Source organism: Kerstersia similis (genome assembly GCF_965139615.1).
In the GTDB taxonomy this organism is placed as follows: Bacteria; Pseudomonadota; Gammaproteobacteria; order Burkholderiales; family Burkholderiaceae_B; genus Kerstersia; species Kerstersia similis.
In genome coordinates, this window is sequence record NZ_CBCSIQ010000017.1 from 52,176 (window position 1) to 69,572 (window position 17,397).

12 protein-coding genes are annotated in these 17,397 nt (G+C 61.7%); 10 read left to right on the top strand and 2 right to left on the bottom strand.

What is annotated here, in order from left to right; genetic code table 11:
- The first annotated feature begins 56 nt into the window (after positions 1-56).
- Entirely contained in the window at positions 57-845 is a 789-nt protein-coding gene (locus ACNA1V_RS11530) for a DUF4377 domain-containing protein (protein WP_415833753.1), read from the top strand.
- Positions 846-941: 96 nt separating this feature from the next.
- Positions 942-1,703, top strand: coding sequence for a sulfurtransferase (locus tag ACNA1V_RS11535; RefSeq protein WP_415833754.1), 762 nt, complete (start codon positions 942-944; stop codon positions 1,701-1,703).
- A 168-nt stretch (positions 1,704-1,871) separates the two neighbouring features.
- On the opposite strand, the gene metG is transcribed toward ACNA1V_RS11535, so the two are convergent.
- Positions 1,872-3,941, bottom strand: coding sequence for a methionine--tRNA ligase (metG, locus tag ACNA1V_RS11540; RefSeq protein ID WP_415833755.1), 2,070 nt, complete (start codon positions 3,939-3,941; stop codon positions 1,872-1,874).
- Between the two features lie 351 nt (positions 3,942-4,292).
- On the opposite strand from metG, the gene ahpC reads away from it, so the two are divergent.
- From ahpC to ACNA1V_RS11555, 3 genes are all read left to right on the top strand, one after another.
- Complete coding sequence (gene ahpC / locus ACNA1V_RS11545; RefSeq protein WP_415833756.1) at positions 4,293-4,856, top strand: alkyl hydroperoxide reductase subunit C; 564 nt, start codon at positions 4,293-4,295, stop codon at positions 4,854-4,856.
- Positions 4,857-5,031: 175 nt separating this feature from the next.
- Positions 5,032-6,612, top strand: a complete 1,581-nt coding sequence (gene ahpF / locus ACNA1V_RS11550) for an alkyl hydroperoxide reductase subunit F (protein WP_415833757.1) — start codon at positions 5,032-5,034, stop codon at positions 6,610-6,612.
- 252 nt (positions 6,613-6,864) lie between these two features.
- A complete protein-coding gene (locus ACNA1V_RS11555; RefSeq protein ID WP_415833758.1) occupies positions 6,865-7,185 on the top strand; it encodes a DUF4328 domain-containing protein in 321 nt (106 codons plus the stop codon).
- Between the two features lie 177 nt (positions 7,186-7,362).
- Here ACNA1V_RS11555 and ACNA1V_RS11560 read toward each other — a convergent pair whose 3' ends face one another.
- Positions 7,363-7,650, bottom strand: a complete 288-nt coding sequence (locus ACNA1V_RS11560; RefSeq protein WP_415833759.1) for a hypothetical protein — start codon at positions 7,648-7,650, stop codon at positions 7,363-7,365.
- 144 nt (positions 7,651-7,794) lie between these two features.
- On the opposite strand from ACNA1V_RS11560, the gene apbC reads away from it, so the two are divergent.
- From apbC to ACNA1V_RS11585, 5 genes are all read left to right on the top strand, one after another.
- Positions 7,795-8,880, top strand: a complete 1,086-nt coding sequence (gene apbC / locus ACNA1V_RS11565) for an iron-sulfur cluster carrier protein ApbC (protein WP_415833760.1) — start codon at positions 7,795-7,797, stop codon at positions 8,878-8,880.
- Between the two features lie 3 nt (positions 8,881-8,883).
- Positions 8,884-10,683, top strand: coding sequence for an autotransporter assembly complex protein TamA (locus tag ACNA1V_RS11570; protein WP_415833761.1), 1,800 nt, complete (start codon positions 8,884-8,886; stop codon positions 10,681-10,683).
- Positions 10,680-14,156 (top strand): translocation/assembly module TamB domain-containing protein, encoded by a 3,477-nt coding sequence (locus ACNA1V_RS11575; protein WP_415833762.1) that lies wholly within the window; start codon positions 10,680-10,682, stop codon positions 14,154-14,156. Before ACNA1V_RS11570 ends, ACNA1V_RS11575 begins: the two co-directional genes overlap by 4 nt.
- A 129-nt stretch (positions 14,157-14,285) precedes the next feature.
- A complete protein-coding gene (dcd, locus tag ACNA1V_RS11580) occupies positions 14,286-14,849 on the top strand; it encodes a dCTP deaminase (RefSeq protein WP_415833763.1) in 564 nt (187 codons plus the stop codon).
- Positions 14,850-15,125: 276 nt separating this feature from the next.
- Entirely contained in the window at positions 15,126-17,390 is a 2,265-nt protein-coding gene (locus ACNA1V_RS11585; RefSeq protein ID WP_415833764.1) for an Orn/Lys/Arg family decarboxylase, read from the top strand.
- The last annotated feature ends 7 nt before the right edge of the window (positions 17,391-17,397 follow it).

The following is a 17,397-nucleotide window of genomic DNA, read 5'->3' on the forward strand; positions in this document are numbered from 1 at the left end:
GCCTGCGTGCCGACGAACTTGAACAGGCGAATCTCCAGGAGATTGCGTTGGGGCGCATGGGTATCACGATAAAGTGTTTGGTCGGGGCGGCGCTGGGCGCAGGCTTGGCGGCGTGTGGCACGCTGTCCACCGGCGAAGACGCGGGGGCTGCGAAGCAGGCCGCGCCGGTTTCGTTTCAGAGTCCTTATGACGACACGAGTTGGGAACTGGTGCGTTGGGCCTCTGCGGATGGCCGGGTGCGCGATATCCCGGTGCGTGTAGGCATGAACCGGGCCTTGACGCTGGAATTCTCGCGTGACGATATCTCGCGGGAAGGGCGGGTCAGCGGCTTTGGCGGCTGCAATCGCTATTTCGGCGAGTTCCGCTCCGATGGCGCGGCCGCACTCACCATTGACGGTCTGGGCTCGACCCGCATGGCTTGCATGTCCGATGTCATGGCACTGGAAACCGATTACCTGCATGGGCTGGCATCCATCGTTTCGGCGGCGCCGGAACCGCTGGCCCAGCCGCGTCATCTGGTGCTGGTCGTCGATGATGGCGATGTTCTGTCCTTTTCGCGGCGTTCCGGCACGCTGCAGGACGAAGGCAGCAAACGCCAGATCTATCTGGATGATCACAAGGTAAACTGCACGGGCGTGGCGCGTCAGACCTGCTACCGGGTGCGCGACAGCAAGGATTCCCCATGGCAGCTGTTCTACGGCGAGATCGACGGTTTTGATTTCCACCCGGGAACCTCCTATCTGTTGCGCATCAACGAGATTCAGGTAGATCACCCGCCGGCAGATGCCTCTTCCGTGCGCTGGGTGCTGGATGGCGTGCTGGAACAACGCTCTGTTGTCGAGTAATTGATGCTTGGCCAGGCTAGCGGCAGATGCCGTCGTGCCTGGCCAGCTGTCTTTTTGATCAGGCGCCATGCGCCGCTGGAAGTGCAGAATTCCCTTATGTCCGCCGCCGTTACCAATATTGCTGCTTACCTGTTTGTTTCCCTGGACGATTTGCCCGGCCTGCGCGATCGGCTGCTGGCGCGCGCCTTGGCGCTGTCGCTGAAGGGAACCGTGCTGCTGGCCGAAGAAGGCATTAATCTTTTTCTGGCCGGACGTGCAGAGGATATCGAGGCGTGGCTGACCGAGCTGCGAGCCGACCCGCGTTTTGCGTCCCTGGAAGTCAAATACAGTCTTTCCGACGATGTACCGTTCAAGCGCATGAAGGTACGCATCAAGCGGGAAATCATCCGTATGAACGAGCCTGCCATTCGTCCGGAAGGCGGGCGGGCGCCAGCGGTTGCGCCGCGTACCCTGGCGCGCTGGCTGGAGCAGGGCTGCGACGATGAGGGCAGGCCGGTGGTCATGCTCGATACGCGCAACGCCTTTGAGGTGGATGCCGGTACTTTTGAGGGCGCGCTGGATTGGCGCATCGACCGCTTCACGCAGTTCCCGCAGGCAGTGCAGGCGCACAAGGACGAGCTGCAAGGCAAGACAATCGTCAGCTTCTGCACTGGCGGCATCCGCTGTGAAAAAGCGGCGATTTACATGGCCGAACAGGGGATAGAAAATATCTACCAGCTGGATGGCGGCATTCTCAAGTATTTCGAGGAAACAGGCGGCCCGGGCTATCGGGGCACTTGTTTTGTGTTCGATGAGCGCGAAACCCTGGATCCTGCGCTGCAGCCCAGTCCGCTGGCACATCAGGAAGCGGCGGCCTGAGCCCGCCGGCCGCAGTCGTTGAGGCCCCCGCGGATCAGGCGGGCCGGTACCGGCGAGGCTGAACAACAAGCCCCCGCGATCTGTTGGGATCGCGGGGGCTTGTTGTTTGGACGGCGGTTGGGTTGAGCGCCGGATACGCAGACATGCGGCCCCGGCGCGGCATGCGTATCAGCCGACACGCATGCCGGGTTGCGCACCAGGCCAGGGTTCGAGGATATACAGGCCGGCATCCACCTTGTCGTCGGCGTGGCTGGCAGCCAGTACCATGCCTTCGGACACGCCGAACTTCATCTTGCGCGGCGCCAGATTGGCGACCAGCACGGTCAGCTTGCCGACCAGCTGTTCCGGTTCGTAGGCGGATTGAATGCCGGAGAACACATTGCGATGACGGCCTTCGCCGGCGTCCAGCGTCAGCTGCAGCAGCTTGGTGGAGCCTTCGACACGCTTGCATTCGACGATGCGGGCAATGCGCAGGTCGATCTTGGCGAAATCGTCGATCTTGATGGTCTCGGCGATGGGTTCGCCACCGGGCACGACCACCGGCGCTGCCGGCGGTTCGAACAGTTGATCCAGCATTTCCGGCGCGACCCGCTGCATCAGATGCTTGAACGGCGCCACGCTGGTCGGCAATTCGCCAGCGTCTTGCCAGACGAATCCGCGATCCAGGCCGAACAGCTCGCCCGCTACCCGTTGCGACAGCTCGGGGAGGATGGGGCTGAGCATGACCGTCAGCGCCTTGAATCCGGCCAGGGCACGCGAGCAGATATCCTGCAGCGCCGCCTGGCGTTCTGCATCGGCTTCCTGCCAGTTCTTGGCCAGCACCCAGGGTTGCGCCGTATCGAACTCCTGATTGATGCGGTCTGCCAGCGCCATGGCATCGCGAATGGCACGGCCATACTCGCGGGCTTCCAGGTCGGCACGCATCTGATCGGCAGCGGCCTGCAGCGAAGCGGACAAGGCAGCGGCATCGCCCTGATAGGCCAGCTTGCCATCGAAATGGCGGGCGATGAAGTTGGCCGCGCGGCTGGCGATATTGATGTACTTGCCGATCAGGTCGCTATTGACGCGGGCAATGAAGTCTTCAGGGTTGAAGTCGATATCTTCCACCTTGCTGTTCAGCTTGGCGGCGATGTAATAGCGCAGCCATTCGGCATTCATGCCGATCTGCAGATAACGCAGCGGGGAAATGCCCGTGCCCCGGCTCTTGGACATCTTCTCGCCGCTGACGGTGATGAAACCGTGTACGTTGAGTTGGTCCGGCGTCTTGCGGCCGGCAAACTTCAGCATGGCCGGCCAGAACAGCGCATGGAAATAGACGATGTCCTTGCCGATGAAGTGAATCTGTTCGGTATTGCCGGACGGGTCCAGCAGCGCGTCGAAATCCAGGCCCTGTTTGTTGCAGTAGGCCTTGAGCGACGCCAGGTAGCCTACCGGCGCGTCCAGCCAGACATAGAAGTACTTGCCTGGAGCATCCGGGATTTCAATGCCGAAATACGGTGCGTCGCGGGAAATATCCCAATCGGCCAGGCCGCTTTCGCTGTCGCCATCGGCGCCCAGCCATTCGCGGGTCTTGGCCAGCACTTCGGCCTGCAGGTGACGCGCGCCCTGTGCGTTGCTGCCGGTCGTCCATTGCTTGAGAAACTCCACGCAGCGGGGGTCGGACAGCTTGAAGAAAAAGTGTTCGGACTGCTTGAGCACAGGACGGGCGCCGCTCAGCGTCGAATACGGGTCGATGAGCTCGGTCGGGCTGTAAACGGCGCTACAGACTTCGCAGGCGTCGCCATATTGATTGGGCGCCTTGCAGCGGGGGCAGCTGCCCTTGATATACCGGTCGGGCAGGAACATGCCCTTGACCGGGTCATAGAACTGCTCGATGGTGCGCGTTTCGATCAGGCCGGCGTCCCGCAGGCTGCGGTAGATATGCTGGGACAACTCGACGTTTTCACGCGAATCCGTGCTGTGCCAGTGATCGAACCGGATATGGAAGCCGTTCAGGTACATCGGGCGTTCGGCGGCATAGCGCGCCACCAGTTCCTGGGGTGTGATGCCTTCGCTCTCGGCCTTGAGCATGATGGGGGCGCCATGGACATCGTCCGCGCCGACGAAATGCACCGTGTGTCCCGCCATTCGCATCGCCCGCACCCAGATATCAGCCTGGATGTATTCCATGATGTGGCCCACGTGGAAGGAGCCGTTGGCATAGGGCAGGGCGGTTGTTACGAACAGTGTGCGTGACATGGCGACTATAAAAAGGTTGGAGAAAAGCCGGCCGGATTCAGCCGGTTCGGCCATTTTAGGGCCTGGCGGCGCTTTTTGCCGGCAGCCTGGGGAAAGCGTACGGTTTTGATGGCGAACAAGATGGGCTGGCTCTTGCGGCGCTATGCTGTCCTTGAGGATGTTCCGCTGCTGTCGCGGGTTGGCGCCCGCTTCAGGCCAGCTCGGGCGTCATTTGGGTATCATTGAAAAAATCAATCAATGGGATAGAATTAATTCACTTTTCATATCTGAAAAGAAAAGGCACTATATGCCTGCAAGAGAGGTACCGGCAACGGTGCCGACATGTTCAACCCAGACAACAGGATCATCACCATGTCTCTTATCAATACCCAGATCAAACCGTTCAAGGCTCAAGCGTACCAAAATGGCAAGTTCATCGAAGTCAGCGACGCATCGCTGACCGGCAAGTGGTCGGTCGTGGTGTTCTATCCTGCCGACTTCACTTTCGTTTGCCCGACCGAACTGGAAGATCTGGCTGATCACTACGAAGAGTTCAAGAAGCTGGGCGTGGAAATCTACAGCGTTTCGACCGACACCCACTTCGCCCACAAGGCATGGCACGACACCTCGGAAGCCATCAAGAAGGTGCAATACGTCATGGTCGGCGACCCCACCGCCAACCTGGCACGCAACTTCGATGTGCTGATCGAAGAAGAAGGCCTGGCCCTGCGTGGCACCTTCCTGATCAACCCGGAAGGCCAGATCAAGCTGTGCGAAATCCATGACAACGGTATCGGCCGCGACGCCAGCGAACTGCTGCGCAAGGTCAAGGCTGCCCAGTACGTCGCTTCGCACCCGGGCGAAGTCTGCCCCGCCAAGTGGAAGGAAGGCGAAGCCACGCTGACCCCGTCGCTGGATCTGGTCGGCAAGATCTAAGCTCCGCGCTCGGAGCCGGAGAAACGGCCCAGGCAGAGCCAGGGCCGTACCGCGGGGGCAGGCCAGTGCCAGCCCCCGGCCAGGGCAGCCGCTCAGGCGGCGCCCCGGCAACAGCGGTGTCATGCTCACAAGGCATGCTGCCACGGATACAAACTATTGAATACCGGAGCTTCTCATGTCGTTGGATGCCAACCTCAAGAATCAGTTGAAAGCCTATCTGGAACGAGTCACGCAGCCGGTGGAACTCGTTGCCTCGCTTGACGATGGCGCCAAGTCCAAGGAGCTGCGTGAACTGCTGCAGGAAATTGCAGCGCTGTCCGAACGCGTGAGCTACGTCGAACGCGACGAGGCCGGCGTGCGCAAGCCGTCTTTCAGTATCAATCGCCCGGGCGAGAATATCGGCATCCGCTTTGCCGCAATTCCCATGGGCCACGAATTTACTTCGCTGGTGCTTGCCCTGTTGCAGGTCGGCGGCCATCCGATCAAGTTCGAGCCGGAAGTCGTTGAGCAGATCCGCAACCTGGATGGCGAGTACCAGTTTGAAACCTATATGTCGCTGAGCTGCCAGAACTGCCCGGATGTGGTGCAGGCGCTCAATGCGATGGCAGTGATCAACCCCCGCATCAGCAACGTTGTCATCGACGGCGCACTGTTCCAGGACGAGGTCGAGCAACGCCAGATCATGGCGGTGCCTACGGTCTATCTGAATGGTGAAGTGTTCGGTCAGGGCCGCTCATCGGTCGAGGAAATCCTGGCCAAGCTCGATACCGGCGCCGCTGCCCGCAAGGCCGCCCAGCTGGATGCCAAGGATGCCTTCGATGTGTTGGTGGTCGGTGGCGGTCCGGCCGGTGCCGCGGCAGCAGTCTATGCAGCCCGCAAGGGGATTCGTACCGGTGTGGTGGCCGAGCGTTTCGGCGGCCAGGTGCTCGACACCATGGCCATCGAGAACTTCATCTCGGTGCCTCATACCGAAGGCCCGCGCTTTGCTGCGGCACTCGAAGAGCATGTGAAGGCCTATGACGTCGATATCATGAATCTTCAGCGCGTGGTCGCGCTGGAAGAGGGCGATGGCCTGCTGGCGGTGAAGCTGGAAAACGGCGCGGAACTGCGCAGCCGTTCGGTCATCCTGGCAACTGGCGCACGCTGGCGTGAAATCAACGTGCCGGGTGAGCGCGAATACCGCAACCATGGCGTGGCCTACTGCCCGCACTGCGACGGCCCGCTGTTCAAGGGCAAGCGCGTCGCGGTGATTGGCGGCGGCAACTCCGGCGTGGAAGCGGCCATCGACCTGGCCGGTGTAGTCGGTCATGTCACACTGATCGAATTCGGCGAAGCGCTGCGTGCCGATGCCGTGCTGCAACGCAAGCTCTACAGCCTGCCGAACGTCGAAGTCATCCTGCATGCGCAGACCACGGAAATCGTGGGTGACGGCCAGAAGGTCAACGGTCTGGTCTATACCGATCGCAAGAGCGGTGAAAGCCGCAAGGTCGAACTGGCTGGCGTCTTCATCCAGATCGGCCTGGTGCCCAACACCGAATGGCTCAAGGGCGCACTGAATCTCTCCAAGCATGGCGAGATCGAAGTGGACGCGCGTGGCGCTACCTCGCTGCCGGGCGTGTTTGCGGCCGGCGACGCGACGACCGTGCCTTATAAGCAGATCATCATCGCTGCGGGTGAGGGCGCCAAGGCGGCATTGGGCGCATTCGACTACCTGATCCGCCAACCGGCGGCAGGGCAGGCGGAAGTGGCTGCCTGAGCCGTTACGCTGGCAACGGGATAAGGTCGCCAGATTCAAACGCCGCCGTTGCGGCGTTTCAGCACAAGCCAGCGCATTGTTTTGCGCTGGCTTGTGTCATTTTTGCCATGGTTTTTGCATTCCTTGACCCGTGCTGCAAGCGCCTTGATCAGCAGCTGAATTGTTGAAAGAGAGTATCATTCCTATTTGTGTCCGGGATGAGCGGCAGGCAGGCTGGTTTGCCTGCATGAGGCATAGACGGAACTCAGGGATTTGACGCGCTCCACGCGCTGGATACGCCGCCTGCTGCTGGCCAATATTGCATTGTCCGCAGTGGCCTGGTTATCGGATATGGTGGAGTTCGGTTTGCTGACCGACCTGGATCATCAGGTTTTTGCCAGCCATGCCCAGGCCCTCGACGCGGCCACGGCCAATGCAATGCGGCAGGGAACCGTAGGCCTGTTGCAGATTGGCCTGTTGATTGCATTGATAGTGATGATCGGCCGCTGGATCTATTTCGCCAACCGCAATGCGAATGCGCTGACAGCAGAAAACCTGCGCTATTCGCCAGCACAAGGGGTGCGTCAGGGATAGCCTGAGTGGTGTACCAGACAGCGGTCAGCGCGGCGATGTCCGGCTGGCAATGTTGCTGCCGTTGGCTGAGCACCTGCCCGTATGCACGGGCAGGTATCGAAAGGCGGCGCATGCAGCGCTGTGGGGGCAGGACGGTATCAGTGAGCTTATCAGGGCAAGCTCACCTTGGTGATGCTGTCAGGGCAGGTCGCGGACCTGCACGTCGATGATGTCGTCCTTGCCGGACTTGTTGCCATAGGGGCGGCGGGGCTGCTGCCAAGCCTGGGCCTGGGGGCTGCGGCCGGCGCTGCGCTGTTGCCAGTAGGCCTTCACACCAAAGGGGCGGCCGCGCAGGCGTGCCCAGATGTACAGGATGCCGACTGCGATGGCGCTGGAGATCATGAAAATCAGCGCCATGAACAGGCCAACCAGTCCCAGCGTGAACAGCAGGACGTAACGGAAGAAGCGTGCGATAGTATCGGTCATGGTATAGGACTGAGGGCTGGCGTGGCGAAAAGTTCCCGTTGCAAGGTAAATCGGTGGAAACGCTGGCCGATCCGCTATTCTTTAGGGTAGGTACCGGTTTTTTCCGGCAGCATTTGAAGTTACACCACTAAGAGCCATAGTGACATGAGTTTGACGATACAGCAAATCCGCGCCGCGTTGCATGAAGTTGTTGATCCGGCAACGGAATTGCCGCTGGATCATGAGTTGAAAGACCAGGCGGTACGCATTGACGGCGACCGCGTATCCGTCAGCCTGACGCTGGGATATCCCGTGGCAACGGCCAATGCCGTGCTGCAGGCGGAAGCGGAAGGGGCCCTGCGCCGCGCAGGCGCCGTGCAGGCGGAAGTGACGCTTGGGTGGCGGGTGCAGACTCACGTGGTGCATCGCGGCCTGAAACCCCTGCCCAATATCCGCAATATCATTGCCGTCGCCTCAGGCAAGGGTGGCGTCGGCAAAAGCACCACAACCGTGAACCTGGCGCTGGCACTGGCCGCGCAGGGCGCGCGCGTGGGTGTGCTGGATGCGGATATCTATGGGCCCAGCGTGCCTGCCTTGCTGGCATTGGAAGGCAAGCCGGGCAGCACCGATGGCAAGACCATGGATCCCTTGGTGGGGTATGGCGTGCAGGCCAACTCGATCGGCCTGCTGATTGCCCCTGATGCGCCGGCGATCTGGCGTGGCGCCATGGTGGTGCAGGCGCTGGATCAGCTGTTGAACCAGACCAACTGGAGCGACCTGGACTACCTCTTTGTCGATATGCCGCCGGGCACGGGCGACATCGCGCTCAGCATGGCGCAGAAGATGCCGGTCACGGGGGCCGTGGTGGTGACGACACCGCAGGATCTGGCACTGCTGGATGTGCGCCGCGGGGTGCGCATGTTCGAGAAAGTGGATGTGCCGGTACTGGGTGTCGTGGAAAACATGTCTGTGCACATCTGCTCGAAGTGCGGGCATGCCGAGCATATTTTCGGTGAAGGGGGCGGGCAGGCGTTGGCCGCGCAATTTGAACTGCCCTTCCTGGGCAGCCTGCCCCTGGCGCTGGATATCCGCCAGCAGGCCGACGCCGGACGCCCCAGCGTGGTGGCGGATCCTGACGGGCCGGTGGCAGCCATTTATCACCAGATTGCCCAGCGCCTTGCTGCCAGCGTGGCACGCTTGCCGCGCGATCGCTCCATGAAGATCCCGACTGTCGTGGTCAAGGGGGCTTGAACGATGCGTTTCGCGGCCAGACTGACATGCGCCAGCCTGCTCTCCCTGCTTTGCGTCCAGGCCTGGGCCAGGCCGGAGGTCACCATCGACCCTGGCGGTTTGCCGCCAGAAGTGCTGGGCATCATTCACGAGGCCGTGGATACGATTGCCCGGCTGGACGATGACGAGGACGGCGGCGAGGCTTCACGCCTGCGGCGCCGGGCGCGCGAAGCGGTATTGTCGGCACTGGCTACGCAGGGGTATTTCAGCCCGGTCGTGACCCTGGAGGTGGGTGAGGATGTCGCAGGCGAAACCTGGGATATCGAGATTCAGCCGGGCAAGCGGGCCACGGTATCCAACGTGGAAATCCGTTTCCAGGGGCGTATTTCGGGTGAAGACTACGCGGAGCGCCGGGCTGCCTTGATCGAGGCCTGGAAGTTGCCGGAAGGGCAGCTATTCATCAATAACAATTGGAGCAAGTCCAAGACCGCTTTGCTGGAAAGTGTGTCGGCAAAGGATTTCTACCGGGCACGGCTGGCGCATACCAGCGCGGATGTCGATCCGCTGAATGCGCGGGTGGCCCTGAATGTACTGGTTGATAGCGGTCCCCGCGTACGCCTGGGCGAACTGGAAATCGACGGCCTCAAGCGTGTGCCGGAACGGTTGGTGACACGCTATGTCGAATACCCTCCGCACGAACTGTACAACCGCGCCGAGTTCGAGAACTGGCAGCAGGAACTGCAGGAAACCAACCTGTTCCGGGGGGCATTTGTGATGCCGGGGCAGGACGAAACCCCGGATACCGACCCCTCCGAGGCGCCGCCGCCCGGCTTGCCGGAGGACATCATCGTGCCGGTCAAGGTGTCGGTAGCGGAAGCGGCGGCGCGCGAGCTTGCGCTCGGGTTGGGCGTCGATGACGATGTCGGGGTGCGCTTTGAAACCCTCTACAAGCAGAACGTGGTGCTGGGCCATCCCGTCATCATGGAAACCGGCCTGGGGGTGGATCGGAAACGCCAGCGCGCCTTCCTGGATGTGTACCTGCCGCCGACCGCACAGGGGCAGAAGGACAGCATCGGTTTGTTGGTGCGCCATTCGGATATCGAAGGCCTGGATCTGACCCGTTACGCGCTGGGGGCGACACGTACGCGCACGCGCTATGGCAAGGGCGATAACCCGGTGGAGTACGAGACGCGCTTTGGTTTGCTGCTGGCGCACGACCGGGTGAAAATCGGCAATGTCGAGGCCGATGAGCTGCCGACTTTTTCGGGAACGGCAGGCTGGACGCGAATTGACGTCAACGACAAATATGACCCGCGCAAAGGCAATGTCATCGACCTGCAGGGCGGTGTCGGCCTGACGCTGGATGATGGCGCGCCTTATACCCGTGCGTCCTTGCGTCTGCAGCAGTGGTGGCCCGTCGGCCCTCGCGATGTGCTGACCATGCGTGGTGAAGCCGGCAAGGTCTGGTCACAGCGCCGCACACGGGTGCCGGACGACTTCGGTTTCCGTACCGGGGGCGCGCGCACCGTGCGTGGCTACCGCTATATGTCGATAGGCGCCGAATCTCATGGCGCGACGGTGGGCGGCGCAACCATGGCGGTCGCCAGTATCGAGTACATGCATTTCTTCACCGATATGCTGGGCATGACCGTGTTTTTTGACGCGGGCGATGTGAGTGATTCCTTCCAGGACATGCACATGAAGCTGGGGTATGGCGTCGGGGGTGTCGTGCGCACGCCGGCCGGGCCGATCGAATTGAATCTGGCGTATGGTCAGCAGGACCATGATTTGAGGCTGCACTTTTCGCTGGGGATCGCATTTTGAAAAAGCGACGTTCCTTTCTGCGCCGCCTGTTGTGGTGGGGGCTGCCCACCGTGGTGCTGTGCGTCATTCTTTTGACTTCACTGGTGGCCTGGGTGCTGCTGACCCAGGCGGGCACGCGCGCTGCGCTGCGGCTGGCGGTATCCCAGCTGGACGGTTCGGTGGAGAATATCGAAGGGGATATCTGGCATGGCGTGAAGATTGGCAAGCTGGTCTTGAGCCTGCCCGGCGTCGATGTCGATGCCAGCGATCTGGTGTTGCGCGGCGAATGGCGCTTCCTGCTGGAGAAGCAGGTTTGGGTGCGTGAACTGTCGGCCAGCCGTTTGAGCGTGGCGCTCAGTGGCGAAGATGAGGATGAGCCGGAGAGCGATGAGCCGTTGGCGGTCAACCTGCCGGTAGATATCCGCGCCGATAAGGTGGCGGTGGGCGAATTCATCCTGACGCAGAACGGCGAACCCTTGCCGATCACGATCAAGAGTTTGCAGGCCAGCCTGGCGGCAGGCAGCGAAGCCCAGCTGCGGCTGACAAGCCTGGAAATCGGCCATGAGATGGCTGATGCCTGGATTTCTGGGGAAGCGCGCCTGGCGAAGCTGGCTGCGCCATGGCCCATGAATCTTGCGCTGGAGGTGCATGCCCAGGGGCGCGGCGCGGATTCCCCGGTGTGCCTGAAAGAATTGCCCGGGCGGCCGACTGATGCGGCCTGCGAGGCCAAGGCCAGCATACAGCTGGACGGTTCACTGGAGCAGATGGCGCTGGCACTGCAGGGCAATGCGCCGGGGCTGGCCATAGATGCCAAGACTCAGCTGGCGCTTGAAGCTGCATTTCCGTTGCAGGATGCTGCGCTGGCATTGACCCTGGCGGATGGTTCGGCGGCGCATTTGAATGTCGCCTTGAACCGTGCGACGGCGGACAGTGTGCAACACGACCGTTTGCGCGGGGATCTGCAGGTGCGCCGCCTGGATCTCGCCTTGTTGTCGGGAGGGGCGGTGCCGCCGGGGCTGCTGACGATGGACGGCAGTTTTGATGTGACCTTGCGCGACCAAAGCTGGCCGGAGTGGCTGGATCTGAAGCTGAATATTGCCGACACGAGCCGCTGGAATGGCCATCCTCTGAGTGGCAAGGTCGTGGCGAGGGTGGATTTCCCGTGGTCGGACGCCTTGCAGGCACCGGACTGGATGTTGACGCGCGCCAGCGGCGTGGATGTCGCGTTGGCCCTGGGCAGCGATAGGGTGAGCCTGGCGGGCGGTTGGGGCACGCCCCAGGCGGACATGAAGCTGGATGTGGCGCTATCGCATCTGTCCAATTGGTGGCCTGGCTTGCCGGGGGCAGTGCAGGCCAAAGGCACGGTAGGTGGTACGGTGGGCGCGCATCGCGCCCGGCTGGAGGCCAGCTATGCCATGGGCGATCGCAAGAGTACGGCGCTGGGCGAGGCGCCGGTGCAGGCTGAAGTGAACCTGGAGGGGGGCTGGGGCAGCGGGCGCGGTTTTCAGCCAAGCTTGACTGGCTGGCGCGGGACCTTGCGGCAACTGGATGTCAGCCATGCCGGCCTGAGTGTTGCCTTGCAGCGGGCCATGGATGTGGCATTCATGCCGGACGCCAGTGCCAGCCAATGGCAGTGGCAGGTCGGTGCGACGGCGCTGCGCCTGGGCCTGCCGCGCCGTCAGGCGCTGGCGCTGGAAAGCCTGGGCGCGCGTGGCGGCGGGGCGCGCTGGCAGACGGCTGGTCGTATCGACGCGCTGGCCTTGAATCGTGATTGGATCATGGCGGTGCTGAGTCTGGCGGATATCAAGGGCGAGCCGGAGGAGCTGGGCCTGTTGCGCAACCTGGTGCTGGACGGCGCGTGGGACCTGCGCTTTGACCGCACGCTGGGCGGTCATGTATCCATTGCCCGCCGGTCTGGAGATGTGGTGCTGCCCGGTGGCAGCGGTAAGGCGGTGGGCCTGGAAACGCTGGGAATCAAGGTGGATCTCACCCCCGGGCGCGGGCATGACAGTCGGGCGCATGTCAGCCTGGCGCTGAGCAGCAAGCTGCTGGGGGGCGTGCAGGCGGAGGCGGACACGACGCTTGGCGCTCGCGACGGCGTGCCGGAACTGGCGCCTGATGCGCGCATCAATGCGTCCTTGCGTACCGACAAGCTGGATCTTGCGTGGGTGAATCTGTTTGCGGGCGATGCGCAGGAAATCAACGGCGAATTGACGGCCAATCTGACGGCACAGGGATCCCTGGAGGGCGACTGGAAGCTGCAGGGCGGCGTGACGGGACAGAAGCTGCGCGTTGTACGTATTGATGACGGGATACGCCTGCTGGACGGCACGCTGTCCCTGCGGATCGAGAACGATGTCGTGATCCTGGACAGTCTGCGCTTCCCGGCTGTGCTGCGCGTGACGCCGCCGGAGTGGCGTACCCGTACCTGGATCACGGAAGAGGAAGACGCGCAGAACGGTTTCCTCAATGTGTCTGGGCGCTGGCGCCTGCTGGATTCCGCTGGCAGGTTGCAGGTGGAGCTGTTCCGCTATCCCATCGTGCAGCGTAATGATCGTTATGCCATGTTCTCCGGCAAGATTGACGTGGAAGCGGCACTGCCCAAGGTCGATATCACCGGAAAAATCGTGGCTGATGCCGGTTGGGTCAGCGCGGATATGCTGTCCGCGGTTCCGACGCTGGACGACGATGTACACATCATGACGGCGCAGACGCCGCATGTGGCAAGCGATGACGGCCTGGATATGTCCATGGATCTGGTGGTGGATCTGGGGCCGCGTTTCTACCTGACCGGCATGGGTATCGACTCCGGCCTGACAGGTTCGCTGCGTCTGATGATGAAAAATGGCCAGTTGTCGGCGGCAGGAACCTTGCGCACGCGTGGCGGCCGTTTCGAGGCCTACGGCCAGAAGCTGCAGCTGACGCGCGGCAACATCACCTTCCAGGGCATGCTGGACAATCCGCTGCTGGATATCGAGGCCCTGCGTCGCGGGGAAACGGTGGAGGCGGGGGTGAAGGTCACAGGCACGGCCCAGCGGCCGCGCATTACCCTGGTGTCGTATCCGAACGTCAGCGAAGTGGAGAAATTGTCCTGGCTGATTCTGGGGCGCGGGCCGGACCAGAGCGGCAACGATGCGGCATTGCTGCTGGCGGTGGGGGCTTCGCTCTTCAGTGGCGGCACGCCGATGTACAAACAGCTGGGGCTCGATGACGTGGGGATCAAGTCCGGCGCCATGGGGACGGCGGGTAGCCTGTTGCCGGATACGACCGTTGCCAGCCAGGCGTCGGGCAATGACGATACCGTGGAAAACCAGTTTCTGGTTGCCAGTAAGCGTTTCTCTGACGGCCTCGCGCTGACGGTCGAACAGGCCTTGTCGGGATCCGGGCTGGTGGCGCGGTTGAGCTACTGGATGTCGCGCCGTTTGTCGGCCGACCTGCGCGTGGGCGAGGTCAATGGCCTGGGCCTCACGTACCGCCGCATTTATCAGGAATAGGCGGCCTGCAGCCGGGGAGTGCTCCCCGGCTGCAGAATGGCAGGTGTGCCCGTGCAAAAAGGGCGGCGCAGGCTGCCCGCTGCCGGCCACAATCGCTACAATGCGAGGCTAATCAAGGAGCACGACAGAATGAGCATCAAGAGCGACCGCTGGATTCGCGAACAGGCCGCGCTGGGGATGATTGATCCCTATGAACCGGGTCAGGTGCGCGAAGAAGATGGCAAGCGTATCGTGAGCTACGGAACCAGCAGCTATGGCTATGATGTGCGCTGTGCCAATGAATTCAAGATATTTACCAATATCAACTCCACGATTGTCGATCCCAAATCTTTCGATGAGCGTTCGCTGGTGGATTTCAAGGGCGATGTCTGCATCATTCCGCCGAATTCCTTTGCGCTGGCGCGCACGATGGAGTATTTCCGCATTCCGCGCAACGTGTTGACGATCTGCCTGGGCAAAAGCACGTACGCGCGCTGTGGCATCATCGTGAACGTGACGCCGCTGGAGCCGGAATGGGAAGGCCATGTCACGCTTGAGTTTTCCAACACCACGCCGCTGCCTGCCAAAATCTATGCGGGCGAGGGCTGTGCCCAGTTCCTGTTCCTGGAAAGTGACGAGGTGTGTGAAGTGTCCTACCGCGACCGTGGCGGCAAGTATCTGGGACAGCGTGGCGTCACGCTGCCCCGCACCTGATTTGCAGACCCGGTTTTCCAGGGTGTGTCAAGGCGCAGTGGCTGGACTGCTGCGTGTTTTTGAGCCGGTTGCGTGCCGGTTTTGAAGTCCTGTTCCCCGGTGGGGCAGGCGCTACCATTTCTCGCTGCCATCGCATCATTTTTGATGCGATGGCATTTTTCCTTGGAGTGTGTCGGTAACATGCGACGCCCTGGATGAATTCGCGCTGCGCTTCATCAGTGGGTCGCCCGCAGGCTGTACACTCGCCCCGTTTTTTCCTGTAGCCGGGAGCACCCGATGAAATTCCGTTTTCCCATTTTCATCATTGATGAAGACTACCGCTCCGAGAATGTGTCGGGGCTGGGCATCCGCGCCCTCGCCGAAGCCATACAGGCCGAAGGCGTAGAGGTCATCGGTGTCACCAGCTATGGCGATCTCAGTTCGTTCGCCCAGCAGCAAAGCCGCGCCAGTGCGTTCATTCTGTCGATTGACGACGAAGAGTTCGATGTCGATTCGCCCGAGGACGTCGCCAGCGCCATCAAGAATCTGCGCTCGTTCATTGGTGAACTGCGCTTCCGCAATGCCGAGATCCCGATTTATCTCTACGGCGAAACGCGTACCTCTGAGCATATTCCGAACGATATCCTGCGTGAGCTGCACGGCTTCATTCACATGTTCGAGGATACGCCGGAGTTCGTGGCCCGCCATATCATCCGCGAAGCGCGATCCTATGTTGAAAGCCTGGCACCGCCGTTCTTCCGCGAGCTGGTGGACTATGCCCAGGATGGTTCCTATTCCTGGCACTGCCCCGGCCACTCCGGTGGCGTGGCCTTCCTGAAGAGCCCGGTGGGGCAGATGTTCCACCAGTTCTTCGGCGAAAACATGCTGCGCGCCGACGTCTGTAATGCCGTGGATGAACTGGGCCAGTTGCTTGATCACACCGGGCCGGTGGCAGAATCCGAGCGCAACGCGGCGCGTATTTTCCATGCCGACCACTGCTTTTTCATCACCAATGGCACCTCCACTTCCAACAAGGTCGTGTGGCATGCGAACGTCGCTGCCGGCGATGTGGTGGTGGTCGATCGCAACTGCCACAAGTCCATCCTGCACGCCATCACGATGACGGGGGCGATCCCTGTGTTCCTGCGCCCGTCGCGCAATCACCTGGGTATCATCGGCCCGATCCCGCTGGAAGAGTTCCATCCGGACAATATCCGCAGGAAAATCGAGGCCAATCCGTTTGCCCGTGAAGCCGTCAACAAGCGGCCGCGCATCCTGACGCTGACGCAGAGCACCTACGACGGTGTCATCTACAACGTCGAGATGATCAAGGAAGTGCTGGGCAACGAAATCGACACGCTGCACTTCGACGAGGCCTGGCTGCCGCATGCGGCTTTCCATGAGTTCTACCGTGATATGCATGCCATCGGCCCGGATCGTCCGCGTACCGAGAATGCCATGGTGTATGCCACGCACTCGACGCACAAGCTGCTGGCCGGTCTGTCGCAGGCCTCGCAGATCATCGTGCAGGAGTCCCAGACCCGCACGCTGGACCGCAACCTGTTCAACGAAGCCTATCTGATGCATACCTCGACTTCGCCGCAGTACGCGATCATCGCGTCCTGCGACGTTGCCGCGGCCATGATGGAGCCGCCGGGCGGCACCGCACTGGTCGAGGAAAGCATCCGCGAGGCCATGGATTTCCGCCGTGCCATGCGCAAGGTGGCCTCCGAGTATGGCAAGAACGACTGGTGGTTCAAGGTCTGGGGGCCGAACCGCCTGGCCGCCGAAGGCATAGGCAACCGCGACGACTGGATTCTGGAATCCGGCGCTACCTGGCATGGTTTTGGCGACCTGGCACCGGGCTTCAATATGCTCGACCCCATCAAGGCCACCATCGTGACGCCGGGCCTGGATATTTCCGGCCGCTTCGATGAAAGCGGTATTCCGGCCGTTATCGTGTCGCGCTATCTGGCCGAGCACGGCGTGGTGGTGGAAAAAACCGGCCTGTATTCGTTCTTCATCCTGTTCACCATCGGCATTACCAAGGGCCGCTGGAACACGCTGCTGACGGCATTGCAGCAGTTCAAGGATGATTACGATCGCAATCAGCCGCTTTGGCGCGCCATGCCCGATTTCTGCCGCAATCACCCGCGCTATGAGCGCCTGGGCGTGCGCGACCTGTGCCAGCAGATCCACGTGGCCTACCGCGCGGGCGATATCGCGCGTCTGACCACAGAGGTCTATCTGAGCGATATGGAACCGGCACTGAAACCGTCGGACGCCTTTGCCCGCATGGCGCACCGCGAAATCGAGCGTGTGGAGCTGAGCGAGCTGGAAGGCCGGGTGACTGGCGTTCTGCTGACGCCTTACCCGCCGGGCATTCCCTTGCTGATCCCGGGCGAGCGTTTCAACCGTACCATCGTTGACTACCTGTTCTTCTCGCAGGAGTTCAATGCGCGCTTCCCCGGTTTCGGGGTGGATATTCATGGTCTGGGTTCCGAAGTGCGTGAAGATGGCTCGGTGCGCTATTACGTGGATTGCATCCGGGAACGGGAGTGACGCAGCA

Excerpts from the sequence above, each read along its gene's own strand:
- ACNA1V_RS11530 (WP_415833753.1), top strand. The coding sequence starts at position 57 with ATGGGTATCACGATAAAGTGTTTGGTCGGGGCGGCGCTGGGCGCAGGC.
- ACNA1V_RS11535 (WP_415833754.1), top strand. The coding sequence starts at position 942 with ATGTCCGCCGCCGTTACCAATATTGCTGCTTACCTGTTTGTTTCCCTG.
- metG (WP_415833755.1), bottom strand. The coding sequence starts at position 3,941 with ATGTCACGCACACTGTTCGTAACAACCGCCCTGCCCTATGCCAACGGC.
- ahpC (WP_415833756.1), top strand. The coding sequence starts at position 4,293 with ATGTCTCTTATCAATACCCAGATCAAACCGTTCAAGGCTCAAGCGTAC.
- ahpF (WP_415833757.1), top strand. The coding sequence starts at position 5,032 with ATGTCGTTGGATGCCAACCTCAAGAATCAGTTGAAAGCCTATCTGGAA.
- ACNA1V_RS11560 (WP_415833759.1), bottom strand. The coding sequence starts at position 7,650 with ATGACCGATACTATCGCACGCTTCTTCCGTTACGTCCTGCTGTTCACG.
- apbC (WP_415833760.1), top strand. The coding sequence starts at position 7,795 with ATGAGTTTGACGATACAGCAAATCCGCGCCGCGTTGCATGAAGTTGTT.
- ACNA1V_RS11570 (WP_415833761.1), top strand. The coding sequence starts at position 8,884 with ATGCGTTTCGCGGCCAGACTGACATGCGCCAGCCTGCTCTCCCTGCTT.
- dcd (WP_415833763.1), top strand. The coding sequence starts at position 14,286 with ATGAGCATCAAGAGCGACCGCTGGATTCGCGAACAGGCCGCGCTGGGG.
- ACNA1V_RS11585 (WP_415833764.1), top strand. The coding sequence starts at position 15,126 with ATGAAATTCCGTTTTCCCATTTTCATCATTGATGAAGACTACCGCTCC.